Origin of the sequence: Streptomyces sp. NPDC050738, assembly GCF_040654175.1 — a bacterium.
Lineage (GTDB): Bacteria > Actinomycetota > Actinomycetes > Streptomycetales > Streptomycetaceae > Streptomyces.
Window position 1 is genome coordinate 210,316 of record NZ_JBFAHN010000009.1, and the last position, 25,686, is coordinate 236,001.

A 25,686-nucleotide genomic window follows, 5' to 3' on the forward strand; every position below is an offset into this window, starting at 1 on the left:
CTCGAACCCCACTTTCTTGTGCTCGAAACAGAGATCAGAGAAGAGATCCACCCCGTGCTGCGCATCAAGTCCCCGGAACAGCTGCTCGCCGAGTCGGGTGCCGACCTCGAGGGCCACGGCCTGAAGCGCACCATGGGGCTCTTCCAGCTCGTGTGCTTCGGCGTCGGCGCCATCGTCGGCACCGGCATCTTCGTCGGCCTCTCCGACACGGTCGCCGAAGCCGGCCCCGCGGTGATCATCTCGTTCATCCTGGCCGCGATCACCTGCATCTTCACGGCCTTCTCCTTCGCGGAGCTGGGCGGTGCGATCCCGGTCTCCGGCTCCTCGTACTCCTTCGCCTACGCCACGCTCGGCGAGCGCATCGCCTTTCTCACCGGCTGGTGCCTGCTGCTGGAGTACGGCGTCTCGGTCTCGGCCGTGGCGGTCGGCTGGAGTCAGTACGTCAACGAGCTGCTGAGCAGCCTCTTCGGATGGCAGCTTCCCGCCTCGCTCTCGGCGGGCCCCGGCGACGGCGGCGTGATCAACGTCCCCGCCGTCGTGGTCATCGTGATGGCCGCCGTCCTGCTCGTGCGCGGCATCCGTGAGAGCGCCCAGGCCACCGCCGCCATGGCCGTCCTCAAGATCGCCATCCTGATCGCCTTCTGCGCGATCGCGTTCACCGCCTTCGAGGACGGCAACCTCGTGCCGTTCTCCCCGCAGGGCTTCGCCGGCATCACGGCGGGCACCTCGGCCGCCTTCTTCTCGTACATCGGTTTCGACGCGATCACCACGGCCGGCGAAGAGGTCAAGAACCCCCGCCGCAACATCCCCATCGCGATCCTGATCTGCATCGGCATCGTCACGGTCATCTACTGCCTGGTCGCCATCTCCGCCATCGGCGCCGTGGGCGCGGACGCCGTGGGCGATCAGCCCGCCGCGCTCTCCCTCATCGTCAACCAGGTCACCGACTCCACCGTCGGCGGCGGGATCATCGCCTTCGGCGCGGTCGTGGCGATCGCCTCGGTCGTCCTCGCCGTGATGTACGGCCAGACCCGCATCCTGATGTCGATGTCCCGCGACGGTCTGATCCCGCGCGTCTTCGAACGCGTCTCTCCGAAGACCGCGACGCCCGTCGCCAACACCTGGATCGTCGCGCTGGTCTTCGCGATTCCGGCGGCCTTCAGCTCGCTCGACATCGTCGTGGACCTGACCACCATCGGGGCGGCCGCGACCATGGCCGTCGTCAACATCGCGGTGATCGTGCTGCGGCGCAGCCACCCGGAGCTGGAGCGTTCCTTCCGGGTGCCGTTCTACCCGGTGAGCCCGCTGGTGGGCATGGCCTTCTGTGTGTACCTCATGTACGGCACCGGCTGGACGACCTGGGTGCAGTTCATCGTCTTCGTGGCCGTCGGACTGCTCGTCTACACGCTCTACGGGCGCCGCAACTCCCGGCTCACCGACCCCGTCAGTCCCGCCCCGGCAGCGTGAACCAGATCGCCTTGCCGTGCGCGGTGGGGCGGTGGCCGTAGGACGAGGAGAGGGTGCGGATCAGCAGCAGTCCGCGCCCGTGCTCCTGCCAGGGGTCGGGCTCGGCCGGCGGTCCGCTCTGCGCGAGCTCGCCGGGCGCGACCGGATCGCGGTCGTGCACCTCGACCTGGCAGCCCGTCGGGAGCAGCTCGACGACCAGCTCGATCGGGGCGTCCCCTTCCGTGTGCTCCACCGCGTTGGCCACCAGCTCCGCCGTGAGCAGCTCGGCCGTGTCGCTGTCCGCGGCGCCCCCGTCGCCCGCCGCGATGTCCGCGAGTGCGGTGCGGATCAGGGCGCGTGCGATCGGCACTGCCGCCGTGGTGTGCGGCAGTGCGATGCGCCAGGAGGCAGGGCCGGGGGAGTCGGGCACGCTGAGCTTCATCTCCTTTGGGGACGTGTGAGTCGACTTGTCCACGGTACGGAGGCGACCTGTGGGTGAGTAGGGGCAGCGGCCTCCTCCGGGAGGGACCTTCGGCACACTCCCCCTGCATTTCCTTTATCGCGTACTCGTGACGAGAGTCACGAACCGGTGATAACTTCTAGGGACCGGCAGCCCTCCGACCGAAGGAGGCCGCACGTCATGAGCCCCTTTACCGGCTCCACACCCCGCACCGGCCAGTGGCAGCACCTGCGGCTGACCGTCGACGACGGGGTCGCCACCGTCACGCTGGCCCGGCCCGAGAAGCTCAACGCGCTCACCTTCGGCGCCTACGCCGACCTGCGCGATCTCCTCGCCGAGCTCTCCCGGGAGCGTGCGGTGCGCGCACTGGTCCTGGGCGGCGAGGGGCGTGGATTCTGCTCAGGCGGAGACGTCGACGAGATCATCGGCGCCACGCTCGCCATGGACACCTCCCAGCTGCTCGACTTCAACCGGATGACGGGCCAGGTCGTACGGGCCCTGCGCGAATGCCCCTTCCCGGTGATCGCCGCGGTCCACGGCGTCGCGGCGGGCGCGGGCGCCGTTCTCGCGCTGGCCGCCGACTTCCGCGTCGCCGACCCCTCCTCCCGGTTCGCCTTCCTCTTCACCAAGGTCGGTCTCTCCGGCGGAGACATGGGCGCCGCGTATCTCCTGCCGCGCGTCGTCGGGCTCGGGCACGCCACCCGGCTGCTGATGCTGGGCGAGCCCGTCCGCGCCCACGAGGCCGAACGCATCGGCCTGATCAGCGAGTTGGCGGAGGAGGGCCGTGCGGCCGAGGCGGCCGACACGCTCGCCCGCCGGCTCGCCGACGGCCCTGCCCTCGCGTACGCGCAGACCAAAGCGCTGCTCACCGCCGAACTCGACATGCCTCTCGCGGCTGCCGTGGAGCTGGACGCCGCCACCCAGGCGCTCCTCATGAACGGGGAGGACTACGCCGAGTTCCACGCCTCCTTCACCGAGAAGAGGCCGCCGAAATGGCAGGGGAGGTAGCCGGTATGCGCGTCGCGGTGATCGGCGGCGGACCCGGTGGGCTGTACGCGGCAGCCCTCCTCAAGCGCCTCGACCCCAGCCGGTCCGTCACCGTCTGGGAGCGCAACGCCCCCGACGACACCTTCGGCTTCGGGGTCGTCCTCTCGGACGAGACCCTCGGTGGCATCGAGCACGCCGACCCGGTCGTCCACCGCGCGCTCCAGCAGGAGTTCGTACGCTGGGACGATATCGACGTCGTCCACCGCGGTACCACTCTGACCTCGGGCGGCCACGGTTTCGCGGCGCTCGGCAGGCGCCGCCTGCTGGAGATCCTGCACGAACGCTGCCACTCCCTCGGTGTCGAACTCCGCTTCCGCACCGAGGCCCCGCCCGCCGCCCAACTCGCCCTGGAACACGACCTGGTGATCGCGGCCGACGGGGTGCACAGCGCGACCCGCACGGCGCACGCCGACGCCTTCGCGCCCCGCCTCACCACCCACCGCTGCCGCTACATCTGGCTCTCCGCCGACTTCGCCTTCGACGCCTTCCGCTTCGAGATCGCCGAGACCGAACACGGCGTGATGCAGCTGCACGGCTACCCCTATGCGGCGGACGCCTCCACCGTCATCGTCGAGATGCGCGAAGAGGTGTGGCGGGCGGCCGGCCTCGACGTATGCGACGAACAGGAGTCGACGGAACGCTGCGCGAAGATCTTCGCCGACGCACTCGGCGGCCGCTCCCTGCACGGCAACAGCTCCACCTGGACCGCCTTCCGCACCGTCGTCAACGACCGCTGGTCGCACGGCAATACGGTCCTGATCGGCGACGCCGCCCACACCGCCCACTTCTCCATCGGCTCGGGGACGAAGCTGGCGGTCGAGGACGCCCTCGCGCTGGCCGCCTGCATCGAGGAACAGCCCGACCTGCCCACGGCTCTCGCCGCGTACGAGAGCGAGCGCCGGCCCGTGGTCGCCTCCACGCAGCGCGCCGCCCGCGCCAGCCTGGAGTGGTTCGAGGAGCTGGGGACCTATGTCGGCCAGCAGCCACGCCAGTTCGCCTTCAACCTCCTCACCCGCAGCCGCCGCGTCACCCACGACAACCTGCGCCTGCGCGACGGAGCCTTCACCGACGCCGTGGAGCGTGCGTTCGGCTGCGATCCTGGCACGCCCCCGATGTTCACCCCCCTCCGGCTGCGCGAGCTGACCCTGCGCAACCGCGTCGTCGTCTCGCCGATGGACATGTACTCCGCCGAGCACGGCGTCCCCGGCGACTTCCACCTCGTCCACCTGGGCGCGCGGGCGCTCGGCGGGGCGGGCCTGGTCATGACGGAGATGGTGTGCGTCAGCGACCAGGGCCGCATCACCCCGGGCTGCGCGGGCCTCTACACCCCCGAACAGGCCACGGCCTGGCGGCGTATCGCCGACTTCGTCCACACCCGGTCGCCGGGCACGGCCATCGGGATCCAGCTGGGCCACTCGGGCCGCAAGGGATCGACCCGCCTGATGTGGGAGGGCATGGACGATCCGCTCGCCGACGGCGAGAACTGGCCCCTGGTCGCCGCGTCCCCCCTTCCCTACCGCCCCGGCGTCAGCCAGATCCCGCACGCGCTCGACCGCACCGGCCTCATCGACATCCGCGAGCAGTTCGCGGCGGCGGCCTGGCGCGCGGCCCGCTGTGGATTCGACCTCCTCGAACTCCACTGCGCACACGGCTACTTGCTGTCCGGTTTCCTGTCCCCCCTGACCAATCAACGCACCGACGGCTACGGCGGTTCCCTGGCCGCCCGCCTCCGCTTCCCCCTGGAGGTCTTCGACGCGGTGCGGGGCATCTGGCCGGAGGACCGCCCGATGACGGTACGGATCTCCGCCACGGACTGGGCGGCCGGCGGTACGACCCCCGAGGAGGCGGTCGAGATCGCGCGGGCCTTCGCCGCTCATGGCGCGGACGCCATCGACGTGTCGACGGGCCAGGTCGTCTCCGACGAGCAGCCCGCCTACGGCCGCTCGTACCAGACCCCCTTCGCGGACCGTATCCGCAACGCACTGGACGTCCCCGTGATCGCGGTCGGCGCGATCTCCTCCTGGGACGACGTCAACTCCCTGCTCCTCGCGGGCCGCACCGACCTCTGCGCCCTGGCCCGCCCCCACCTCCACGACCCCAACTGGACCCTGCACGCGGCGGCCGACCAGGACTACCAGGGCCCGGGCGCCTCCTGGCCCCTCCCGTACCAGGCGGGCAGCCGCCGCCCGCAGACCGGCAGAACGGACGGTCCGAAGCCCCGGCTCAGGCTTGCGTGAGGCAGTCGTGGCAGAGGCAGGGCTCGGGGTGGGGCGCCCCACCCCAGTGGGTGGCACGGTATCGGCGCGACATCCGCTCGAGGAACTCGGCGAGTTCGGCGGCCTGTTCACGGTTCTCGTGGGCGAGCCAGCCGTCCTCGTTGCGGCGCAGCACGGCCGGGCTGTAGACGAGTTCGGCCCGGAAACCGTGCAGATTGCGGGCCGCCATGTCCATGGTGATGTACGCCCCGGTGTGCCGTCCGTGCCCGACGGTGGTCACCTGCTCCCACCCCATGCCCGGGTGGCCGCCGATGACGTACACCTTCGCCCCTCCCCGGTAGGACTTGGTCCCGGGCCGCAGCTCCTGGCCGCCCTCGCCGTAGCGCCGGTGGAGCACGACGTTCGCGGCGACCAGCCACACGGGCTCAGGGCCGCCGCTCACGATGCGGTGACGATGACGCGGTCGGTCACCGGGCGGTAGCCGATGCGCTGGTACACCCCGTTGCTCGTCGGGTTCGCCAGGTCCGTGAAGAGCAGGACCTCGCCCACGCCCGCGTCCAGCGCGGCGCGGCTCACCGCCGCGGTGACCGCCGCCGCGTAGCCGTGGCCGCGCAGGGCGGGCGGGGTGTAGACCGGGGCGACCCGGACCTGCCCCGCCACCTGTCGCGTCGCACCGGCCAGCGACACCGGCGTCCCTTCGTGCTCCCAGAGCGTCAGGCCGCCGTACGAGAGCCGGTCGGTCACCGCCGCCTCGACGCGTGCGTCCTCCCGGTCGGTGCCGGTGTCGTGCGCGAACGCGTGCAGCCACTCCACCAGGAGTTCACGGTCGGCGGCCGTCGCGACCCGCGCCCGGCCCGGCGGTGCGGGGGAGGGAGGGGTCAACTCCGCTAGACGGTAAAGGCGTTGCTCCATCAGCGTCCGGTGCTCGGGCCAGGCGGCCGTGAGCGCCTCCAGCTCGGGGCGTCGCGCGTTGACCGTCGTCGCGCCCAGCTTCCGTATCTCCCGGGCCAGCGGAGCGAGTGCCTCCGCCGGCACCACCCCCACCTGGAAGGGGTGCGGCGGAGTCCACAACGCGGTGCCCTCCACGGCGCCGTCGGGTCCCTGCCACCAGCCGAACACCGGGGCGTCGTCGCTGTAGATGTGGAGTCCGCGCTCCCGGAGGCCCGCCGTGATGGTCAGGATCAGTGTGTTCTCCGCCGGGTGAGCGGCCGCCGAGGCGCCCGCGGTCGCCAGGAACGCGTCGAGATCCTCCGTGAAAGTCCAGGTCATCGGCTCATGCTGCCAGCCCGCCCCGGCGCATGCACCTTTGTTTCAGGGGGATTGCAGCACGAACTCCGCGCCCGCGTCCCGCAGTCGACCGTGCAACTGTCCGAAGACCTCCGCCGCCCGTCCGCCCGGCCACTCGCCCGGGAGCAGTTCCGGCGGCAGGCCGGGGTCCGCGTAGGGGAGCCGCCGCCAGGAGTCCAGGGCCAGGAGGTAGTCGCGGTAGGCGGACTCCGCGTCGGGTGTGTGCTGCTCCCAGTGCCTGAGCACCGGCTCGTGACGCTCCAGGAACTCCTCGTAGAGCTTGGCGACCGCCCCCAGGTCCCACCAGCGCGCGACCGACTCCGCCGTCGCGGTGAAGCCGAGGTGTTCCCCTCGGAACAGGTCGACGTACGGCCCGAGTCCGAGCCGCTCCAGGGTGTGCCGCGTCTCCTCGTACAGCGTGGCGGGTGCGATCCACACCCCCGGCGCCGCCGTGCCGAAACCCAGCCCGGCCAGCCGCGAGCGCAGCACATGGCGGCGCTCGCGCTGCGACTCGGGGACAGAGAAGACGGCGAGGACCCAGCCGTCGGCGATCCGTGGCGCCGGCCGTGCGTAGATCCGCCGGTCGCCGTCGTCGAGCAGCTGGCGCGCGTCCGCCGAGAGCGCGTAGCCCGCGGCACCCTCGTCCGTACGCGAGGACTCCAGCAGCCCGCGCCGCTTCAGCCGCGACACCGAGGAGCGCAGCGACGGCGCGTCCACGCCCACCGCCGCGAGCAGACGGATCAGTTCCGCCACGGGGACAGGGCCTGCGGACGTGCGGCCGTAGGCGCCGTACAGCGTGACGATCAGGGACCGGGGGGCGTGCAGCTCACTCACGCGATCACTCTAATTCGCGCAGGCGGAAGCGCTGCAGTTTGCCCGTGGGCGTCCGGGGCAGCGCGTCCACGAAGACGATGTCGCGCGGGCACTTGTAGGGGACCAGCTCGGCGCGCACGAAGTCCTTGAGCGCCTGCACGTCCCGCCGCGCGCCCTCCCTCAGCACGGTGTACGCGACGGCCACCTGGCCCCGTTGCTCGTCCGCGCGGCCCACCACGGCGGCCTCCAGCACATCGGGGTGGCGCAGAAGGGCGTCCTCGACCTCGGGGCCCGCGATGTTGTACCCGGCCGAGATGATCATGTCGTCCGCGCGGGCCACATAGCGGAAGTAGCCGTCCGCATCGCGGATGTAGGTGTCGCCCGTCAGATTCCAGCCGTCCCGTACGTACTCCGACTGCCGCTCGTCGGCGAGATAGCGGCACCCCACCGGGCCGCGTACCGCCAGCAGCCCCGGCTCCCCGTCCGCGACCGGCACCCCCTCCCGGTCCACCACCCGCGCCTGCCAGCCCGGCACCGGCACACCGGTCGTGCCAGGACGGATCGCCTCGTCCGCCGCCGAGACGAAGATGTGCAGCAGCTCGGTGGCGCCGATGCCGTTGATGATGCGCAGCCCGGTCCGCGTCTGCCAGGCGTGCCAGGTCGCCGCGGGAAGGTTCTCGCCCGCCGAGACGCAGCGGCGCAGGGCCGAGAGGTCGTACGCGTCCACATCCGCCAGCATGGCCCGGTAGGCGGTCGGCGCGGTGAACAGGACCGACACCCGGTGCTCGGCCAGGGCGGGCAACAGCTGCCTGGGGCCCGCCTGTTCGAGCAGCAGCGCCGACGCGCCCGCCCGCATCGGGAAGATGACGAGACCGCCGAGCCCGAAGGTGAAGCCCAGCGGTGGGCTGCCCGCGAAGACGTCGTCGGGCTGCGGCCGCAGGATGTGACGCGAGAAGGTGTCCGCGATGGCGAGCACGTCCCGGTGGAAGTGCATGCACCCCTTCGGCCGTCCTGTGGTGCCCGACGTGAAGGCGATCAGGGCCACGTCGTCGCAGGAGGTCTGCACGGCCTCGTACACCTCGGGCTTCTCGCGCGCCAACTGGCAGAGGTCGTCGGGTCCTTCACCCCCGAAGGTGGTGATCCGCAGGTCCGCGATCTCCGCCTTCGCGAGGTCGTCGACCGATCTGATGTCGCACAGCGCGTGGCGGACCTGCGCGAGGGAGCAGATCGTCGCCAGCTCCTGCGACCGCTGCGCGGCCAGCACGGTCACCGCCACCGCGCCCGCCTTCATCACGGCGAGCCAACAGGCCGCCAGATGAGGGGTGGTGGGGCCGCGCAGCAGGACGCGATTTCCGGGTACGACCCCGAGTTCATCGGTCAGCACATGCGCGATGCGGTCGACTTCGGCCCGTAGTTCTCCGTACGTCCAGACCTCGCCCGCGGCGGTACGGAACACCGGCCGGTCCGCGCCAAAGCGCCGCACGGTGCCGTCCAGCAGCTCGGACCCGCAGTTGAGCCGGTCCGGATACCGCAGTTCGGGCAGGTCGACGATCAGCTCCGGCCACTGATGGGCGGGCGGCAGCTGCTCGCGGGGAAAGGTGTCGACGTGCGCTGAGTTCTTCAGCTCCATGACGGGATCGCCCCCTTGTCGCAACTGGAGCGTATCGTTTACATGACGACAGTCAACGGTCCGCGATAAGAAGGGTTGCCCGGATGCCCGCATTCGCACTGGAACCGGAACAGCAGGCATGGTGTGCCGAGCTGCGCGCCCTCTCCGCCGACCGGCTGCGCCCCCTCGCGGAGAAGGGCGAGCCGGGCCGTGTGAACCGGCCGCTGCTCGCCGCCCTCGGTGAACTCGGCCTCCTCGCACGGCTGTTCACCTCCGGAGCGCTCGACCTCTGTCTGATGCGCGAATCCCTCGCGCACGGCTGCACCGAGGCCGAGACGGCGCTCGCCCTCCAGGGGCTCGGCACCTGCCCCCTGGTCCAGTCGGGCACCGCCGCCCAGCGCGATCGCTGGCTCCCCGAGGTCACCACCGGCCGGGCGGTCGCCGCCTTCGCGCTGAGCGAACCGGGCGCGGGTTCGGACGCCGCGGCGCTCTCCCTCGCCGCCGCACCCGATCGGGGCGGCTGGCGCCTGACCGGTGAGAAATGCTGGATCTCCAACGCCCCCGAGGCCGACTTCTACACCGTGTTCGCCCGTACGACCGAAGGCGCGGGCGCCCGCGGTGTCACCGCCTTCCTCGTCCCAGCCGACCGCCCGGGCCTCACCGGAGTCCCGCTCGACATGCTCTCGCCGCACCCCATCGGCGCCCTGGCCTTCGCCGGCGTCCCCGTCGGCCCCGAGGACATCCTGGGCGAGCAGGACCGTGGCTTCCGCGTCGCCATGAACACCCTCAACCTCTTCCGCCCGAGCGTCGGCGCCTTCGCGGTGGGCATGGCCCAGGCGGCACTGGACGCGACGGTGGCCCATACCGCCCAACGCAGCGCATTCGGGGGCCCCTTGAAGGACCTCCAGTCGGTCGCCCACCAGGTCGCGGAGATGGCGACGCGCACCGAGGCGGCCCGCCTGCTGGTCTACGCGGCGGCCTCCGCGTACGACGCGGGAGCGCCCGGCATCGCGCGCACCTCCGCCATGGCCAAACTGCTGGCCACCGAAACGGCCCAGCACGTCGTCGACCAGGCGGTCCAATTGCACGGCGCCCGCGCCCTCCAGCGCGGCCACCTCCTCGAACACCTCTACCGCGAGGTCCGCGCACCCCGGATCTACGAAGGCGCCACCGAAGTCCAACGCACCATCATCGCCAAGGAGTTGTACGCCTGATGCCCCTCGACCGCATCAACCCGCCGCACCTCTCCCCGCCGACAGGCTTCTCGCACGCGGTCGCGGCCACCGGCATCCGACTGGTCTTCCTGGCGGGCCAGACGGCCCTGGACGGCGACGGCAAGGTGGTCGGCGACACCCTCCCCGCCCAGTTCCGTACGGCACTCACCAACCTCCTCGCGGCCCTGGCCGCCGCCGGCGGCACCCCCGCCGACCTGGCCCGCGTCACGGTCTACGCCACCGACATCGCGGCGTACCGCATACACGCCCGCGAACTGGGCCGCATCTGGCGCGAGTTGGCGGGACGGGACTACCCGGCGATGGCGGTGATCGGCACCACCCGCCTCTGGGACGAGCAGGCCATGGTGGAGCTGGACGGCACGGCGGTACTTTCCTGACGTAGCGGGCATCTCCGGGGGTACACGGATAGCGCAACTCGTCCTAGACCGCCCGAGGTTGGTGTCCGTGCGCGCATTCAGGAACTGGTTCCGCCGCAGCCTGGCCGTCACGCTGACGTTCACCGTGCTTCTGATCGCCGGAGTGCTGGCTGACCCGCCCCCATGACTCGCCGGCCCTGCAGGCGTTCAAGATCATCGTCTACAGCGGGATCTGCGGGGCCGTCATCATCTACCGCAGGCGCAAGGACCGCGCGGAGACCGGATGCGACCCCGAAGCCGTACAGTCCCTGGACCGGAAGATCATGCACGGCACGGTCCCGGAGGAAACCGGTGAACGGGCCGCCATGCGCCGCCTGGTGACGTACCGGCTCCGCGGGATGCACCGCACCCGCTGGGCGGCGCCCACCCTCTGCACGATAGGGGCGCTGGTGTTTGCCCTTGACGCCGCTACCGGACAGTGGATCATGGCCGGGTGTGTTGCGATCGGCGGAGCCGTCTTCGTCCTCCTGGCCTGGATGCGCCGCCGCGTCCACCGAAAATTCCATCACATGGACGAGGTCCTCGGCAGCGACCAACCCTCCCTGGAACACTGACCGTTCATGACCTCCTTCACCCTCCACGGCGGCCAGGTCCACCACACCTGGGACCGCTCCATCGCCCCCGTCACCACGCTCGCCCCCGGCGACGAGGCGACCCTGCAACTCCGCGACGCGGGCGGCGGTCAGCTCACCGCGGAGTCCACCGCCGCCGACCTCGGGAAGCTCGACTTCGGCCGCCTGAACCCCGTGACCGGACCGCTGTACGTGGAGGGGGCCGAGCCGGGCGACGCCCTGGTCGTCGACATCCTCGACGTGGAGGTGGGGGAGTGGGGCTGGACGGCCTGCATCCCCGGATTCGGGCTGCTCGCCGACGAGTTCCCCGACCCGCACCTGCGGATCTCGCGCATCGGCGGCGGCCACGCGGAGCTCCTCCCCGGCCTGCGCATCCCCGTCGTCCCCATGATCGGCACGATCGGCGTCGCCCCGCCCGAGCCGGGCCCGCACTCGGTGATCCCGCCGCGCCGCTGGGGCGGCAACATGGACATCCGCCACATCGGACCCGGAGCCCGGCTGATCCTCCCGGTCGGCGTGGAGGGCGCGCTGCTCTCGGCGGGCGACACCCATGCGGCCATGGGCGACGGCGAGGTCTGCGGCACGGGCATCGAGACCCCGGCGACGCTCCGCCTCCGTGTGGACGTACGCAAGGCAGCCGCCCCGCGCACCCCGGTGATCGAGACCCACCCGGTCAGCGCACGGACCGGCGCGGCCCTGGCCACCACCGGGATCGGCCCGGACCTGATGGAGGCCTCGCGGGACGCCGTACGGGCGCTGATCGAGGAGATCACCGCACGCACCGGCCTGGCCCCCGAGGACGCGTACCTCCTGTGTAGCGTGGCCGCTGACCTCAAGATCTCCGAGGTCGTGGACGCCCCCAACTGGGTCGTCTCGGCCCATCTGGAGCGTGCGGTTCTCGGCAGCTGAATCCGAGGTGCCGGTACGTGTGACCTGGCGCAGGGTGGATACGTGAGGTGACAGAAGGGCGAGGTGACGCACGATGACCGAGCAGAGCGACGCCACCGCGATGGGCGACGACGTCTACCAGCCGGGAGACCCCGACGCACGGGAGGACCAGGGCATTCTCGACGCCGAGGACACCCTGTCCGACCCCGCGGTGGACCCCTACGACGAGGGCTGGTCCCCTCCCGAGCGGCCGCTCGGCGTGGAGCACACGGGAAACACGGCGGACGAGCAGCGCTCAGGTGAGACCCTCGGCGAGCGGCTGGCCGAGGAGCGTCCGGACACGGCGATCGAGGAGCTGGAACGGCTCGAGTCGGATGAGGAGAACGACGACGTGCTCTCCGACGACGAGGCGGGCGCGGACCGCTCCGGCCGTCCGGAGGCGCCGGACGAGGGTGCCCATGAGGAAGCGGAGAAAGACATGCTGGCCGAGGAGTCGGCGGCCGTGCGCGTGGTGGATCCCGGCGACGACCGGACCACGTGACGGCTCCGGGCAATTCTTGTGAAATAGGTGATTGACGCACTTTGTGCGGGGTACCTGCGTGGCGGAAGCGACCGACACGAACAGGAGTGAACGGACATGGCTTCGGCGAACACACCGCGCTACACCGTCCCCGGAATATCGATCGAGGATGCCGGGACCGTGATCGCGCTGCTTCAGCAGCGCCTGCACGCGCTGAACGATCTGCATCTGACCCTCAAGCACGTTCACTGGAACGTCGTGGGACCTCATTTCATCGCCGTGCACGAGATGCTCGACCCGCAGGTCGAGCAGGTCAGGGCCATGGCGGACGACGCCGCCGAACGGATCGCGGCGCTCGGCGGCACCGCCCAGGGCACCCCGGGGATTCTGGTGAAGGAGCGGGGATGGGAGGACTACAGCGTCGGCCGGGCCGATGCCATCGCCCATCTCGGAGCACTGGATCTCGTCTACACGGGCGTGGTGACGAGCCTGCGACAGGCGATCAAGACGGTCGGCGAGATCGATCCGGCCACCGAGGACCTGCTCATCGGGCAGTTGCGCGACCTGGAGAAGTTCCAGTGGTTCATCCGAGCGCATCTGGAGACCGCGGGCGGCGATCTCACCACCGCTGACGCCACCACCGAGGAAGATGCCGCCGGCCAGGTGACACGCCGCTAGCGGCACCGGCCGGCACCTCACCCACGTACTAAGGAACTCAGCATGACCAGCCAGAACCTCGCCGGACACCGCGTCCTGGTCCTCACCACCAACTACGGCGTCGAGCAGGACGAACTCGTCGTGCCCGTCGAGCACCTGCGCGACGCCGGCGCCCACGTCGATATCGCAGCGGTCGAGCCTGGCCGCATCGACACCCTGGTGGGGGACCGGGAGCCGGGCAAGTCCGTACAGGCCTCCCACGCACTGGCGGACATCTCACCCGACGCGTACGACCTGCTGCTGATCCCGGGCGGCACCCTGAACGCCGACGCGTTGCGCTGCCAGGACCCCGCCGTCCGGGCCGTGCAGGCTTTCGCGGCATCGGGGCGCACCGTGGCGGCCATCTGCCACGGCCCCTGGCTGGCCGTCGAGGCTCACGTGCTGAGCGGCAAGACGCTCACGTCGTACCCGTCGCTGGCCACGGACATCCGCAATGCCGGAGGCACCTGGGTCGACGAGGAGGTGTTCACCTGCGGAGCGGGAAACTGGACGCTCATCACCTCCCGGACACCGGACGACCTGCCCGCATTCCTGGGCGCGATCGATACGGCCCTGCAGTCGGACTGACTCCGGGCGGCCTTTCAGCTACGGGGACGGCAGGCCTCGTCCACCGACGGATGGAGCGACAGCACCGTGTCGGCGGCGGTGACCTTCAGCAGACGCATCAGCCGGTCCCCGGCGGCCGCGATCCGCAGATCGGTCGCCTGATGCGCGTACAGGAGCACGCCGAGCGCGGAGGAGTCCGCGAAAGTCACCTCGCCCGCGTCCAGCACCACCGTCCGGTGCTGCGACGCGGCCTCCTCCAGCGCTTCGCGCAGCGGGGGAATCGAATCGCAGTCCAGCTCGCCGCGGACAGCGATCACCCAGCTGTCCCCCGCGGCGTACTGGCGCGCCACCACAGAGGGGCGCTGGGCGCGCTCAGGAACGGCGCTGTTGTCAGGTGTGACCATGCCCGCAGTATGTCCAATTCCCTCCATACGAGCCAAGGCCGAAAGTCCCGGCGGGTCCGGGACCAACGCACCTTCGCCTCGCCTTTCGGGCGGCCCAGCATGGAATGCGAAGGAGAGCCGCAGGCGAACAGAGAGGGATTGCGATGACAGAGACGGCGAAGCGCGTGGATTCGCCGGGGTCCACGGCAGAGGCTGAGCTGCCGTGGATCGAGGAGGCGGGGAAAGTCGCGCCGCGCGACGCCCGCGCACTGTCGAAGGTGTTCTTCGACCGGCTGCGGGAGCTGGAGGAGGGAACGCCTGAGCACCAGTACGCGCGGAACACCCTCATCGAGATGAACCACTCCCTGGTGCAGTTCGCCGCACGGCGCTTCCGCAACAAGGGCAGCGGAGAGATGGAGGACATCCTCCAGGTCGGCACCATCGGTCTCATCAAAGCGATCGACCGTTTCGATCTTTCGCGCGAGGTCGAGTTCAGCTCCTTCGCGATCCCCTACATCGTGGGCGAGATCAAACGCTTCTTCCGCGACACCAGCTGGGCCGTCCGTGTGCCGCGCCGGCTCCAGGAGCTGCGCGCCGAGATAGCCAGGTGCAAAGAGAATCTCACCCTCGTCCTCGACCGTGACCCCACGGTCAAGGACCTCGCAGCGCATCTGCGGGTGAGCGAGGACGAGATCGTCGAAGGGCTCGTCGCGACCAACGGGTACATCGCCGATTCCCTCGACGCTCCAGCCGACGGCGTGGGGAGTACGGAGGGCCGCGGCTTGGCGGACATCCTCGGCGCCGAGGATCCGGAGCTGGAGAAGTTCGAGAACCTGCACTCCCTCGCACCCCTGCTGGGCGCCCTGGACGAGCGGGACCGCCGCATCATCGAGATGCGCTTCGGCCGGGAGCTGACCCAGTCCGAGATCGCCGCCGAGCTCGGCGTCTCGCAGATGCAGGTCTCCCGGCTCCTGGCGAAGATCCTGCACACACTCCGTGCCGGCATGAACGGGTAGGGCTGCGGCCATCCGGACCTCCTCGAAAGGCCGGCCGGCCGTGCTGCTGCGAGAGTGCTGGGAGACCGGATGCGGTGACGGGGCTCTCACAAGGCGGGATACGCGATGGACCAGGCGAAGTCTGCGGACCACCTCCTCGGCGAGTTCCTCGCGGACCCGGGCAACGCGGCGCTGGACCTGGCCACCGCGGTGGCGCACTGTTCCCGTGCCATGGGGTTCGAGGACTGCGTCGTCTACCTGGTGGACCTGCAGCAACGCCGCCTCTCACCCCTGAACGGAGTGGCGGAGACACTTTCCGTCGACGACTCGCTCGCGGGCTGGGCGTACCGCACCCAGTCCCTGCGCGTCGAGGAATCGGATTTCGGCGCGATCACGGCCTGGCTGCCCTTGGTCGACGGGGCCGAACGCCTCGGGGTCCTGGCCGTACGGACGCCCGCTGTGGACGCGTTGTCGCTGCGGCGGGCCAGGACGCTCGCCGCACTCTTCGCCATGATGGTCACGTCGAAGCGGACGTACAAGGACACCTTCGTGCGCCGGACGCGTACGGAACCCATGCGGTTGCCCGCCGAGATGCTGCGCGCCTATCTCCCGCCCCGCACGATCGGCACCACACACGCCGTGTCGACCGCGGTCATGGAACCGGCCTACGAGGTGGGCGGCGACGCCTTCGACCACGCCCTGACCGAGTCGACCCTGCACGCGGGGATCCTCGACGCCATGGGACACAGCCTGGCCTCGGGCCTGACCACGGTGGTCTCGCTCGCGGCCTGCCGCAACGCACGGCGTACCGGAGCGGATCTGCCCGAGCTCGTGGAGTCCGTCGACGCGGCTCTGGCGAGTTGGCTGCCCGACCAGTTCTGCACCGCGATCCTCGCCCGGCTGGACCTGGCGACCGGCGGTCTCCGGTGGATCAACTGCGGACATCCCGCGCCCCTGTTGCTGCGAGGCCAGAGCCTGGTCGCCGGGGCGATGGACCGGGACGCCGACCCGCCCATGGGGCTTCCGGCCGTCTTCGCCACGCACCCCCGCACCGTGCACGAGATCGCCCTGGAACCCGGCGACCGCGTGCTGATGTACACCGACGGAGTGACCGAGGCCCGTACCCCGGACGGCAGCGAGTTCGGCCTCGAGCGTTTCGTCGACTACGTCATCAGGGCCACGGCCACGGGCGAGCTGGCCCCCGAGACGCTGCGGCGCCTCATCCACTCGCTGCTCGATTCGCAGGACAACAAGCTGCGTGACGACGCGACGATCCTGATGTTCGAGTGGCAGCCGACCTCACGCTGAGGGCGGGCTGCCCCTCCCGGGGGAAGGGGCAGCACCTGTCCGTCAGATGTCGCGGAAGATCTCGATCTGCGCGCCCACCGAGTTGAGCCGCTCGGCCAGGTCCTCGTAACCGCGGTTGATGACATAGACGTTGCGCAGCACGGACGTGCCCTCGGCCGCCATCATCGCGAGCAGGACCACCACCGCGGGCCGCAGCGCCGGCGGGCACATCATCTCGGCCGCGCGCCAGCGCGTCGGGCCCTCGACCAACACCCGGTGCGGGTCGAGCAGTTGGAGCCGCCCGCCCAGCCGGTTCAGGTCGGTGAGGTAGATCGCGCGGTTGTCGTACACCCAGTCGTGGATCAGGGTCTGGCCCTGCGCGACCGCTGCGATCGCCGCGAAGAACGGCACGTTGTCGATGTTGAGGCCCGGGAAGGGCATGGGGTGGATCTTGTCGATCGGTGCCTCGAGCTTCGAGGGCCGCACCGTCAGGTCGATCAGCCGGGTCCGGCCGTTGTCCGCCGCGTACTCCGCGCTGCGGTCGTGGTCGAGCCCCATCTCCTCCAGGACCGCGAGCTCGATCTCCAGGAACTCGATCGGCACCCGGCGGATGGTGAGCTCCGACTCGGTCACCACGGCGGCGGCCAGCAGGCTCATCGCCTCGACCGGGTCCTCCGAGGGCGAGTAGTCGACATCCACGTCGATCTCCGGCACCCCGTGCACGGTGAGCGTCGTGGTGCCGATGCCGTCGACCCGTACGCCCAGCGCCTCCAGGAAGAAGCACAGGTCCTGGACCATGTAGTTGGAGGAGGCGTTACGGATCACGGTCGTGCCCGCGTTGCGGGCGGCGGCCAGCAGCGCGTTCTCGGTGACAGTGTCGCCGCGCTCGGTCAGGACGATCGGGCGGTCGGGCGACATCCGCTGGACCTCGGCGTGGTAGATGCCCTCCGTCGCGGAGATGTCCAGGCCGAAGCGGCGCAGCGCGATCATGTGCGGCTCGATGGTGCGCGTGCCGAGGTCGCAGCCGCCGGCGTAGGGCAGCTTGAAGCGGTCCATGCGGTGCAGCAGCGGGCCCAGGAACATGATGATCGAGCGGGTGCGGCGCGCGGCGTCCGCGTCCATCGCGTCCATCTCGAGACGCGCGGGCGGCACGATCTCCAGGTCCTTGCCGTCGTTGATCCAACGGGTGCGTACACCGATGGAGTTGAGGACCTCCAGGAGGCGGTAGACCTCTTCGATGCGCGCCACCCGGCGCAGCACGGTGCGGCCCTTGTTGAGCAGCGAGGCGCAGAGGAGGGCCACGCACGCGTTCTTGCTCGTCTTGACGTCGATCGAGCCCGAGAGACGGCGGCCGCCGACGACGCGCAGGTGCATCGGTCCGGCGTAGCCCAGGGACACGATTTCGCTGTCCAGGGCCTCACCGATACGGGCGATCATCTCAAGGCTGATGTTCTGGTTCCCGCGTTCGATGCGGTTGACCGCGCTCTGACTGGTGGAGAGCGCATCGGCAAGCTGAGTCTGTGTCCAGCCCCGGTGCTGCCGGGCGTCACGGATGAGCTTGCCGATGCGTACGAGGTAGTCGTCTGCCATATCGGCAGGCTATCTCACATATGAGATGCCGCATTTTCTGAGGCGGCCACCGGAGTGATGTTGCGGTTGAGGCGGAAGAGGTTCGCGGGGTCGTGGGCGCCCTTCAGCCGGGCAAGCCGGGTGTAGTCCTGCGGGTCGTACCCGGCCCGGGTCTGTGCCTCGTCCGCCCTCGCCCCGTCCCCGTAGACGAAGGGCAGCGCGAGCCCCACGCTCCACGGCGCAAGGATCTCCGCCGCCCGGTCCAGCACGCCCCGTGCCTCCTCCAGGGCGCCCTCGCGCTCCTCCAGCATGGTGATGATCCGCACGATGTAGCGCGCATCACGCCGCCCCACCGCGCTGCCGCCCTCCGGCCTTCGCGCGAGCGCACCGCCCAGGTGCCGCACGTCGACGACGCACATCATCGGGGCGCCGGGCCCCGTCAGCCGGCGTACGGCCTCCAGTGCATCTGCGTCCAGGGCGCTGAGCAGCACATTGGTGGCGGTGTAGGCGTGTGGGAAGGGCGGGTCCTGGTAGATCGATCCGCCCTCGCTGTACGGAAGGGTGCGCAGCGAGTCGATCAGTCGCGGTCCCACCGCCCGCAGCGGTGCCACCAGCCGCTCGCCCTCGGCGGCGTCCCCGTTGAAGGCGATCCGCACATGCGCCACATATTGTCCGCGCAGCGGCTGCGGCAGCTGCGCCATGTCGGGATAGGCGATCAGCCCGACCGACGACGTCAGCTCCTCGGGCACGGTCTCCGCCCATGCGCGGTACGCCCCCAGGACGTCCTCGATCTGCTCCGCCGCGAAGTACATCCCGCCGCCATAGACCTCCGCGACCTCCACGAGGTCCATCTCCAGGGCGGTCACCACCCCGAAGTTGTGCCCGGCGCCGCGCAACGCCCAGAAGAGATCGGGATCGCTCCCGGCGGTCACCGTGCGCAGGCGCCCGTCGGCGGTGACGATCTCCGCCGAGCGGATCCTGTCGGCCGCGTACCCGAACTGCCGGGCCAGCAGCCCGATTCCGCCGCCCAGGGTGTACGAGACCGCGCCGACCCCGGGCGAGGAGCCGCTGAGCGGCGCGAGCCCGTGTTCGGCGGCGGCGCTCACGACCTGCTCCCAGCGGGCCCCCGCCTCGATCCGCGCGGTCCGGGCGGCGGCGTCGATGCGGACGCCGTCCATCCGGCCGGTGGTGATCAGGACCCCGCCCTCGGTGGCGACGGACAGCCCGTGCCCGGTGGCCTGCACGGCGACCGGCAGGCCCAGCCCCGCCGCGTACTCCACGGCGACCCGTACGTCCTCGGCCCCCGCGGCGCTCACGATCACCGAAGGCCGGTGCCGGTCGGCGGTCTGGAAACCAGCCGCTCCGGCTTCGTACTCCGCGTCCCCCGGAAACAGGACGGAGCCCTTGATCTCATCGGCAGGGAAGGTTTTCATCGCTTCAACTCTCCGTCGACAACAGGTCCGTTGAAGAAGATCCTGCCTCAACGGCCTGCTCAGTCGCGCCGCACGCTCACTCCGCCGAGCAGTCCGTACGCATTGACCACCACGACAGGACCGCCCGGCTCGGTGGGGCCCGAATCGCTGACCCCGCCCAGCCGGATCCCCTTGACCTGTACGCGCACCTCCGGGCGCACGCGGAGCGAGACGCCGCCGATGAGGCTGAGCTTGGTGATGCGCAGTTCCGATCCGTCGGGAATGTCCACATCGGTGAGGTCGATGTTCGCGCCGCCGACCAGGGAGACGGTCAGGGTGCGCTCATGGACGGCGGCTCCCTCCAGTCGCGTACCACCGATGAGGCTGACATGGACGTCGGTCTTCTCTTCAGGAACGTCGCTCTTGGTCATGGGATCACCGTAGGCGGGGAAGGGGTGCCTCCGGCAGTGAGCCGCGTACGAACTCCGGTATGACATCTGTCAGTTGTTCCGACCTGACCCGGGTCAACGGCGGACCAGCAGTGAGTGCGCGGCGGCGGGGGAGGCGACCACCTCGGCGACCCGGTAGCCGTCGAGCGCGTCCCCCAGGTGGTCGAAGAGGCGCTCTCCGCGGCCGGCGAGCAGCGGGACGACGGCCACGTGCATCTCGTCGACGAGCCCGGCGCGCAGGTACTGCTGGATGGTGGCCGGCCCGCCGCCGATCCGCACGTCCTTCCCGTCCGCCGCTTCGAACGCCCGCTGCAGCACGGTCTCGACGGGCTCGTCCGTGAAGTGGAAGACGGTCCCGCCCGCCATGGGCACCGACGGCCGCAGGTGGTGGGTGTGGACGAACACATCGTGCTGGTAGGGCGGGTTCTCACCCCACCAGCCCGTCCATGACTCGTCCTGCCACGGTCCTCGCACGGGCCCGAACATGTTGCGCCCCATGATGGTGGCCCCGATGTTCTCGTCGCCGCGTTCGATCCAGCCGGCGTCGATCCCGCCCTTGCCGTCGGCCAGGTCGCGTGAAGCGGCGAAGGCCCACTCGTGCAGTCCGTCGACACCGTCGCCGAAGGGGGCTCCGGGGCGCTGGTCGACGCCGGAGGCGAAGCCGTCCAGGGTGACCGTGAGGTTGTGTACGCGAAGCTTGGGCATGGCGTTCTCCTTGGTCCGTCTCTTGCTGCTCTGTCTTCCTGCTGCTTCCTGCTCTCACCTCTGCGTCGAACGAGCGGCGGCCGGATCGACGGTTCCTGGTCGGCGTTCCCCGGTGTTTTCAGTCCTGGTTAGGTTAGGCTAACCTTCGGCGCGTGAAAGTCGGTGAAGAACTTCCCCGGGCCGCGCATGTTCGCGGCCACGCCCTCTCCGCCACGGGTGTCACCGTGGCGTACGACGGTCTCGACGTCGTGCACGAGGCGGCCCTCGCGCTCGCGCCCGGGCGGGTGACCGTGCTGGTCGGGCCCAACGGCAGTGGAAAGTCCACGCTGTTGCGGACCGTGGCGCGGCTGCAGCGGGCCCGGAGTGCGGCGCTGACCCTCGACGAGGGCACGGACGGATTCGCGCTGACGCCCCGTGAGTTCTCGCAGCATGTGGCGCTCCTGACCCAGGGCCGGCCCACACCCAGCGGGCTGACCGTGCGGGACGTCGTGGAGTTCGGGCGCTATCCCTACCGGGGCCGCTGGGGGCGGGCCGATCCGGACGGGACCGCGGCCGTCGACCGGGCGCTCGCGATGACCGGGGTCGCCGAACTCGCAGGCCGCGGCGCCGAGCACCTCTCCGGAGGCCAGCTGCAGCGGGTGTGGCTCGCGGGCTGCCTCGCGCAGGAGACCGGCGTACTGCTCCTCGACGAGCCGACGACCTACCTCGACCTGCGCTACCAGGTGGAACTCCTGGACCTGATACGGGACTTGGCCGACGACCACGGCATCGCCGTCGGAGTGGTCCTGCACGACCTGGACCAGGCGGCGGCCGTCGCCGACCGGATCGTGCTGCTCCGCGACGGACGCGTGATCGCGGACGGCGAGCCCGAGGACGTACTCACCCCGGACCGGCTCACGGACACGTACGGCATCCGGATCGAGGTCTCCACCGACCCGCTGACGGGGCGTCTGCGCACCCGGGCCATCGGACGGCATCACACACGGCGGGCGCCGGACGGCGACGCCGCACGGAACAGCAGGCAGAACGCGCACCACGCGCACAGCGAAAGGCTCAGTGCCACCTCATGAGACGACTCCTCCTCACCGCCGTCACGGCCACCGCCGCCGCACTGACCCTCAGCGCGTGCGGTACGACCGAGCCCGCTGCGGACAAAGCCGCGAACGCGGACGACAAGGCGGCCGCGCACATCACCCTCACCGGCGCCTCCGGTAAGAAGGTCGAGCTGGACGGGCCCGCCAAGAAGGTCGTCGGGACCGAGTGGAACGTCGTCGAGCACCTGGTCTCGCTGGGTGTAGCGCCGGTCGGCGTCGCCGACGTCAAGGGGTACACGTCCTGGGACAAGGCCGCCCCGCTGACCAACTCGCCGAAGGACATCGGCACCCGCGGCGAGCCCAGCATGGACTCGGTCGCCGCGCTCGCACCCGATCTCATCGTCGCCACCAGCGACCTGCCCGCGGCCGCCATCACGCAACTGAGCAAGATAGCCCCGGTCCTCGACCTGAAGGCGGCCGACGCGGCCGACCCGATCGGTCAGATGAACAGTGACCTCGACATGATCGCCAAGGCCACGGGCACCACCGCCAAGGCCGAGGAGCTCAAGAAGGGCTTCGAGGCGAAGCTCGCCGCGGGCAGCGAGGCGCTGGAGAAGGCCGGGCACAAGGGGGACAAGTTCGCCTTCGCCGACGGGTATGTGACGGGCAATCAGGTCTCCATCCGCCCCTACACCGGCGGCTCGCTGCTCGGCGCGGTCAACGCGAAGCTCGGGCTGAAGAACCCCTGGACGATGAAGGGCGACCCGGCCTACGGGCTCGCCGCCACCGACGTCGAGGGTCTGACCAAGCTCGGTGACGTGCAGTTCGCGTACATCGGCAGCGACGACGACAAGGGCAGCACGCCCTTCACCCATGAGCTCGCCGGCAACGCGGTCTGGAAGTCGCTCCCGTTCGTGAAGGCGGACAAAGTGCACCGACTGCCCGACGGTGTATGGATGTTCGGCGGCACCGCGTCGATGGAGTCGTACGTCGACTCCGTCGTCGCCGCGCTGAAGAAGTGACGACGGGGCGCGTGTAAACACCATGGCCGTCACCACCACTGCTCCTCCCTCCGTCCCCACCACGGCGGCTCCCCGGACGGGCGGCGCGGTCGCGGTGACGGCCGTGCTCGTCCTGCTGGTCGCCGTCCTCGCGGTCGTCGACATCACGCAGGGCACCGCGTCCGTCGGCGCCGCCGAGATCTGGAAAGCGCTCACCGGGCAGGCCGATCCGGCGGACGCCTCCGTGGTCGTCGCCTCGCGGCTGCCGCGCATGACCGCAGGACTCCTCGTCGGGGCCGTGCTCGGCATGGCGGGCGCCGCCCTCCAGGCCGTCAGCCGTAACGTGCTCGCCGCACCCGACACCCTCGCGGTCAACGCCGGTTCCTATCTCGCGCTCGGGCTGGCCGCGGCGACCGGCGTCTCGATGCCGCTGCTCGCCTCATCCGGCATCGCCTTCGCCGGCGGGCTCGCGGCCGCGGCCGTCGTGCTCGCCCTCTCAGGGCTGGGAGCGGGGACCGTACGGCTGGTCCTCGCGGGCAGCGCCCTCACCCTCGGGCTCAGCTCCGTCACCGAGGGACTGCTGCTGCTGTTCCCCGTACAGACGCAGGGGCTGTACGCCTGGAACCAGGGCAGCATCGCGCAGAACGGCTTCGGCGGCGTGCTGTGGATGCTGCCGCTCGCCGTCATCGGGCTGGCCGGGCTGCTCCTCGTGGCCCGCCGCGTGGATGCGCTGGCGCTCGGCGACGACGCCGCGCGCGGCCTCGGCGTACCGGTGCGGGCCACCCGTGTGACCACGGTCGTGCTGTCCGCGCTGCTCTCGGCCGCGGCCGTCACCCTCGCAGGGCCGGTCGGCTTCGTGGGGCTGTTCGCCCCGGCCGTCGTACGCCTGGCGGCCCGCCGTCACCGCCGGTTGTCCCGGCTGCGTACGAGCGTGGCGCTCTCCGCACTGGCCGGTGCGGCCCTGGTGCTCGGCTCGGACGTCGCGCTGCGCGGCATGGTGGCATCCGATGTGGCGGTGGCCGTGCCGACCGGTGTGGTGACGAGCCTGGTCGGCGCCGTCTTCCTGATGGTGCTGGCGACCCGAGGCCGGGACACCGGAGCCGCCGCCCCGCCCGACCGGCTGCGGATCCGCAGCCGGGCCGTCTTCCTGACGGTGGCGGGCACGCTGGTGGCCGTGCTGATCGCGCTGACCGTCGCCTCCGTGCTGCTCGGCGACACGAAGCTGCTCTTCGGCGATGTCGTCAACTGGGCGCAGGGCAGGGCCGGCCGGTCCGTCTCGTACGTCCTCGACACCCGGGTGCCGAGGGTGCTCGCCGCCCTCCTCGCGGGTGCGGCCCTCGCGCTGGCGGGAACCCTGGTCCAGGCCGTCACCCGCAACCCGCTCGCCGAACCGGGCGTCCTGGGCGTCTCCGGCGGAGCGGCGCTGGGCGCGGTGATCCTGCTGACGACCGTGCCCTCGGCCGGTCCGACGGGCCTCGCCGTCGCGGCCTTCGCAGGCGCCGCCGTCGCCTCCGGACTGGTCTTCGGGCTGTCCGCGCGCGGCGGCTTCCAGCAGAACCGCCTCGTCCTGGTCGGCATGGGCGTCGCCACCGCGAGCTCGGCCCTGATCAGCCTGTTCATCGTCCTCACCGACCCGTTCAACGCCACCAAGGCGCTGACCTGGCTGTCGGGTTCGACGTACGGACGCACCCTGCCGGACCTGCTGCCGCTCACCGTCGTCCTCGTGGCGGCGCTCGCCGTGACGGCCGTACGCCGCACGGAGCTCGACCTCGTCTCGCTGGACGAGGACACCCCGAGGCTGCTCGGCCTCGGTCTGTCCCGGGCACGCCTGGGATTCCTGGCGCTGGGCGTCCTGCTCAGCGCGGCGGCCGTCGCCGCGGCCGGAACGATCGCCTTCGTCGGCCTGGTCGCCCCGCACGCTGCGCGCGCCCTGGTGGGCCGCCGCCATGTGCGCGTCGTGCCGGTGGCGGTGCTGCTGGGCGCGGTGCTCGTGGGCACGGCCGATGTGGTGGGCCGGACGGTGATCGCACCGGCGCAGCTCGGAGCGGGTCTGCTGACGGCGGTCATCGGGACGCCGTACTTCCTGTGGCTGCTGGTACGGAGCCGGGCGCGGACGTAGCCTCCCGGCCTATGAAGTCCATAGCGGCGAGGTGGGCCCACAGGCGACGCATGCGGGCGGGGGAAGAGCTGACACGTTCGCAGGAGGCGGTCTTCGACGAGCTTGACGTTCAGTTCCGTGAGGGCGAGTACGAAAAGGTCGAGGCCGGGGCGAGAGCGATGGCGGCCGCGCCCCGGAGCCACAGGAGCCGCGGTCCTGCCGTGGACCGGCTGGCCGGAACCATGGCGGTGACCACGGCCATAGCGCACGGGCACGGAGGCGAAGTGCTGGCCGAAGTGGAGGCACAGATCGTCGATCTGGAGCGGACTGTCGGCGCCTGGCGGATGCTGCTGGTGATGGCCCGGGCGAACCGTACGGCGATCCTCGTCGGTCAGAAGCGGTACGCGGAGGCGGAGGCCGAGGCGGGAGTCGTACTGCGGGAATCGGGCCGCCTCGCACGCCTCGACGGCAGAGAGAAGGCCGAACTGTCTGCTCTGGCAGGCTTGGCCAAAGCTCTGTGCGGGCAGGGCCGGTACGAAGAAGCGCACGCCATCGCTGCGGGGAATCTGCCGCGGGCGCAGGGGCGCACCGCCTTCGCGCTCCGCTCCGCCCTCGTCCACAGCCTGAGCGGCCTCGGCCGGCACGAGGAGGCCCTGGCAGAAGCCGGCCGGTTTCCGTCGGATGGAAGCCGTGCTGAAAGCGGATCCCCGGAGATCGCCACCGCCACGGCTCTGTACGGACTCGGCCGCCGGAGCGAGGCCGAGGCCATGGCCCGACAGGCGCTCGCCCTCTGCGAGCAGCGTCTGCACCCGGACCACCCTCGTACCGAGGAGGCCCGCGCGCTGCTGCGCCGTATCACCGCCGGGGACCCGCCCGCCTGACCGGCGTCAGGGGTGCCCAGACATGACCCGGGCGCGGCGGTGTACTAGAGTTATCTCGACATCGAGATATCTGCCCAGGCGCACCGAAGCCGTCCCGCGG

At 70.9% G+C, this 25,686-nt stretch carries 26 protein-coding genes; 16 read left to right on the forward strand and 10 right to left on the reverse strand.

The window, feature by feature from the left end; all coding sequences use genetic code 11:
- The first annotated feature begins 54 nt into the window (after positions 1-54).
- Entirely contained in the window at positions 55-1,467 is a 1,413-nt protein-coding gene (locus AB0H78_RS23890; protein WP_363236556.1) for an amino acid permease, read from the forward strand.
- Here AB0H78_RS23890 and AB0H78_RS23895 read toward each other — a convergent pair.
- Positions 1,445-1,888 carry an ATP-binding protein gene (locus AB0H78_RS23895; RefSeq protein WP_363236557.1) on the reverse strand — a complete coding sequence of 148 codons (444 nt, stop codon included), beginning with the start codon at positions 1,886-1,888 and terminating at the stop codon, positions 1,445-1,447. The genes AB0H78_RS23890 and AB0H78_RS23895 overlap by 23 nt on opposite strands.
- A 198-nt stretch (positions 1,889-2,086) precedes the next feature.
- Here AB0H78_RS23895 and AB0H78_RS23900 point away from each other — a divergent pair, with 198 nt between their 5' ends.
- Together AB0H78_RS23900 and AB0H78_RS23905 are read left to right on the forward strand one after the other, a co-directional pair.
- A complete protein-coding gene (locus AB0H78_RS23900) occupies positions 2,087-2,914 on the forward strand; it encodes an enoyl-CoA hydratase family protein (RefSeq protein ID WP_363236558.1) in 828 nt (275 codons plus the stop codon).
- A complete protein-coding gene (locus AB0H78_RS23905; protein ID WP_363236559.1) occupies positions 2,899-5,190 on the forward strand; it encodes a bifunctional salicylyl-CoA 5-hydroxylase/oxidoreductase in 2,292 nt (763 codons plus the stop codon). Before AB0H78_RS23900 ends, AB0H78_RS23905 begins: the two co-directional genes overlap by 16 nt.
- On the opposite strand, the gene AB0H78_RS23910 is transcribed toward AB0H78_RS23905, so the two are convergent.
- The 4 genes from AB0H78_RS23910 to AB0H78_RS23925 are packed head-to-tail and all read right to left on the reverse strand — an operon-like array spanning position 5,177 to position 8,899.
- Positions 5,177-5,611, reverse strand: a complete 435-nt coding sequence (locus AB0H78_RS23910) for a hypothetical protein (protein ID WP_363236560.1) — start codon at positions 5,609-5,611, stop codon at positions 5,177-5,179. The genes AB0H78_RS23905 and AB0H78_RS23910 overlap by 14 nt on opposite strands.
- On the reverse strand, positions 5,608-6,438 hold the full coding sequence (locus tag AB0H78_RS23915; RefSeq protein ID WP_363236561.1) for a GNAT family N-acetyltransferase: 831 nt from the start codon (positions 6,436-6,438) through the stop codon (positions 5,608-5,610). The genes AB0H78_RS23910 and AB0H78_RS23915 overlap by 4 nt, the downstream gene beginning before the upstream one ends.
- A 42-nt stretch (positions 6,439-6,480) precedes the next feature.
- Positions 6,481-7,290 (reverse strand): PaaX family transcriptional regulator C-terminal domain-containing protein, encoded by an 810-nt coding sequence (locus AB0H78_RS23920; protein WP_363236562.1) that lies wholly within the window; start codon positions 7,288-7,290, stop codon positions 6,481-6,483.
- A gap of 4 nt (positions 7,291-7,294) precedes the next feature.
- A complete protein-coding gene (locus AB0H78_RS23925; RefSeq protein WP_363236563.1) occupies positions 7,295-8,899 on the reverse strand; it encodes an AMP-binding protein in 1,605 nt (534 codons plus the stop codon).
- A gap of 83 nt (positions 8,900-8,982) precedes the next feature.
- Here AB0H78_RS23925 and AB0H78_RS23930 point away from each other — a divergent pair, with 83 nt between their 5' ends.
- The 7 genes from AB0H78_RS23930 (at position 8,983) to AB0H78_RS23960 (ending at position 13,793) form a co-directional block, all read left to right on the forward strand.
- Positions 8,983-10,092, forward strand: a complete 1,110-nt coding sequence (locus AB0H78_RS23930; RefSeq protein ID WP_363236564.1) for an acyl-CoA dehydrogenase family protein — start codon at positions 8,983-8,985, stop codon at positions 10,090-10,092.
- Entirely contained in the window at positions 10,092-10,490 is a 399-nt protein-coding gene (locus tag AB0H78_RS23935; protein WP_363236565.1) for a RidA family protein, read from the forward strand. Before AB0H78_RS23930 ends, AB0H78_RS23935 begins: the two co-directional genes overlap by 1 nt.
- 302 nt (positions 10,491-10,792) lie before the next feature.
- Positions 10,793-11,083 carry a hypothetical protein gene (locus tag AB0H78_RS23940; protein WP_363236566.1) on the forward strand — a complete coding sequence of 97 codons (291 nt, stop codon included), beginning with the start codon at positions 10,793-10,795 and terminating at the stop codon, positions 11,081-11,083.
- Positions 11,084-11,089: 6 nt separating this feature from the next.
- A complete protein-coding gene (locus AB0H78_RS23945) occupies positions 11,090-12,010 on the forward strand; it encodes an acetamidase/formamidase family protein (protein ID WP_363236567.1) in 921 nt (306 codons plus the stop codon).
- A 73-nt stretch (positions 12,011-12,083) separates the two neighbouring features.
- Complete coding sequence (locus AB0H78_RS23950; RefSeq protein WP_363236568.1) at positions 12,084-12,530, forward strand: hypothetical protein; 447 nt, start codon at positions 12,084-12,086, stop codon at positions 12,528-12,530.
- Between the two features lie 96 nt (positions 12,531-12,626).
- Complete coding sequence (dps, locus tag AB0H78_RS23955; protein WP_363236569.1) at positions 12,627-13,187, forward strand: DNA starvation/stationary phase protection protein Dps; 561 nt, start codon at positions 12,627-12,629, stop codon at positions 13,185-13,187.
- Positions 13,188-13,229: 42 nt separating this feature from the next.
- Positions 13,230-13,793 carry a type 1 glutamine amidotransferase domain-containing protein gene (locus tag AB0H78_RS23960; protein WP_363236570.1) on the forward strand — a complete coding sequence of 188 codons (564 nt, stop codon included), beginning with the start codon at positions 13,230-13,232 and terminating at the stop codon, positions 13,791-13,793.
- Positions 13,794-13,807: 14 nt separating this feature from the next.
- On the opposite strand, the gene AB0H78_RS23965 is transcribed toward AB0H78_RS23960, so the two are convergent.
- Entirely contained in the window at positions 13,808-14,176 is a 369-nt protein-coding gene (locus tag AB0H78_RS23965) for an STAS domain-containing protein (RefSeq protein ID WP_363236571.1), read from the reverse strand.
- Positions 14,177-14,319: 143 nt separating this feature from the next.
- Here AB0H78_RS23965 and AB0H78_RS23970 point away from each other — a divergent pair, with 143 nt between their 5' ends.
- Positions 14,320-15,171: a SigB/SigF/SigG family RNA polymerase sigma factor gene (locus AB0H78_RS23970; protein WP_363236572.1), complete on the forward strand. Its 852-nt coding sequence runs from the start codon at positions 14,320-14,322 to the stop codon at positions 15,169-15,171.
- A gap of 105 nt (positions 15,172-15,276) precedes the next feature.
- Entirely contained in the window at positions 15,277-16,458 is a 1,182-nt protein-coding gene (locus AB0H78_RS23975) for a SpoIIE family protein phosphatase (protein ID WP_363236573.1), read from the forward strand.
- A 42-nt stretch (positions 16,459-16,500) separates the two neighbouring features.
- Here AB0H78_RS23975 and AB0H78_RS23980 read toward each other — a convergent pair whose 3' ends face one another.
- The 4 genes from AB0H78_RS23980 to AB0H78_RS23995 form a co-directional block, all read right to left on the reverse strand.
- Positions 16,501-18,027 (reverse strand): UDP-N-acetylglucosamine 1-carboxyvinyltransferase, encoded by a 1,527-nt coding sequence (locus AB0H78_RS23980; RefSeq protein ID WP_363236574.1) that lies wholly within the window; start codon positions 18,025-18,027, stop codon positions 16,501-16,503.
- 14 nt (positions 18,028-18,041) lie between these two features.
- Positions 18,042-19,439, reverse strand: a complete 1,398-nt coding sequence (locus AB0H78_RS23985) for an FAD-binding oxidoreductase (protein ID WP_363236575.1) — start codon at positions 19,437-19,439, stop codon at positions 18,042-18,044.
- Positions 19,440-19,498: 59 nt separating this feature from the next.
- Entirely contained in the window at positions 19,499-19,849 is a 351-nt protein-coding gene (locus tag AB0H78_RS23990) for a hypothetical protein (protein ID WP_363236576.1), read from the reverse strand.
- A 93-nt stretch (positions 19,850-19,942) separates the two neighbouring features.
- Positions 19,943-20,572, reverse strand: a complete 630-nt coding sequence (locus AB0H78_RS23995; protein ID WP_363236577.1) for a dihydrofolate reductase family protein — start codon at positions 20,570-20,572, stop codon at positions 19,943-19,945.
- 152 nt (positions 20,573-20,724) lie between these two features.
- On the opposite strand from AB0H78_RS23995, the gene AB0H78_RS24000 reads away from it, so the two are divergent.
- From AB0H78_RS24000 to AB0H78_RS24015, 4 genes are read left to right on the forward strand one after another with little or no spacing between them, the layout of a single operon-like run.
- Positions 20,725-21,642, forward strand: coding sequence for an ABC transporter ATP-binding protein (locus AB0H78_RS24000; RefSeq protein ID WP_363236578.1), 918 nt, complete (start codon positions 20,725-20,727; stop codon positions 21,640-21,642).
- Positions 21,639-22,628 (forward strand): iron-siderophore ABC transporter substrate-binding protein, encoded by a 990-nt coding sequence (locus tag AB0H78_RS24005; protein ID WP_363236579.1) that lies wholly within the window; start codon positions 21,639-21,641, stop codon positions 22,626-22,628. Before AB0H78_RS24000 ends, AB0H78_RS24005 begins: the two co-directional genes overlap by 4 nt.
- Before the next feature lie 22 nt (positions 22,629-22,650).
- Positions 22,651-24,726, forward strand: coding sequence for an iron ABC transporter permease (locus tag AB0H78_RS24010; protein WP_363236580.1), 2,076 nt, complete (start codon positions 22,651-22,653; stop codon positions 24,724-24,726).
- A 50-nt stretch (positions 24,727-24,776) separates the two neighbouring features.
- Positions 24,777-25,586, forward strand: coding sequence for a tetratricopeptide repeat protein (locus AB0H78_RS24015; protein ID WP_363236581.1), 810 nt, complete (start codon positions 24,777-24,779; stop codon positions 25,584-25,586).
- The last annotated feature ends 100 nt before the right edge of the window (positions 25,587-25,686 follow it).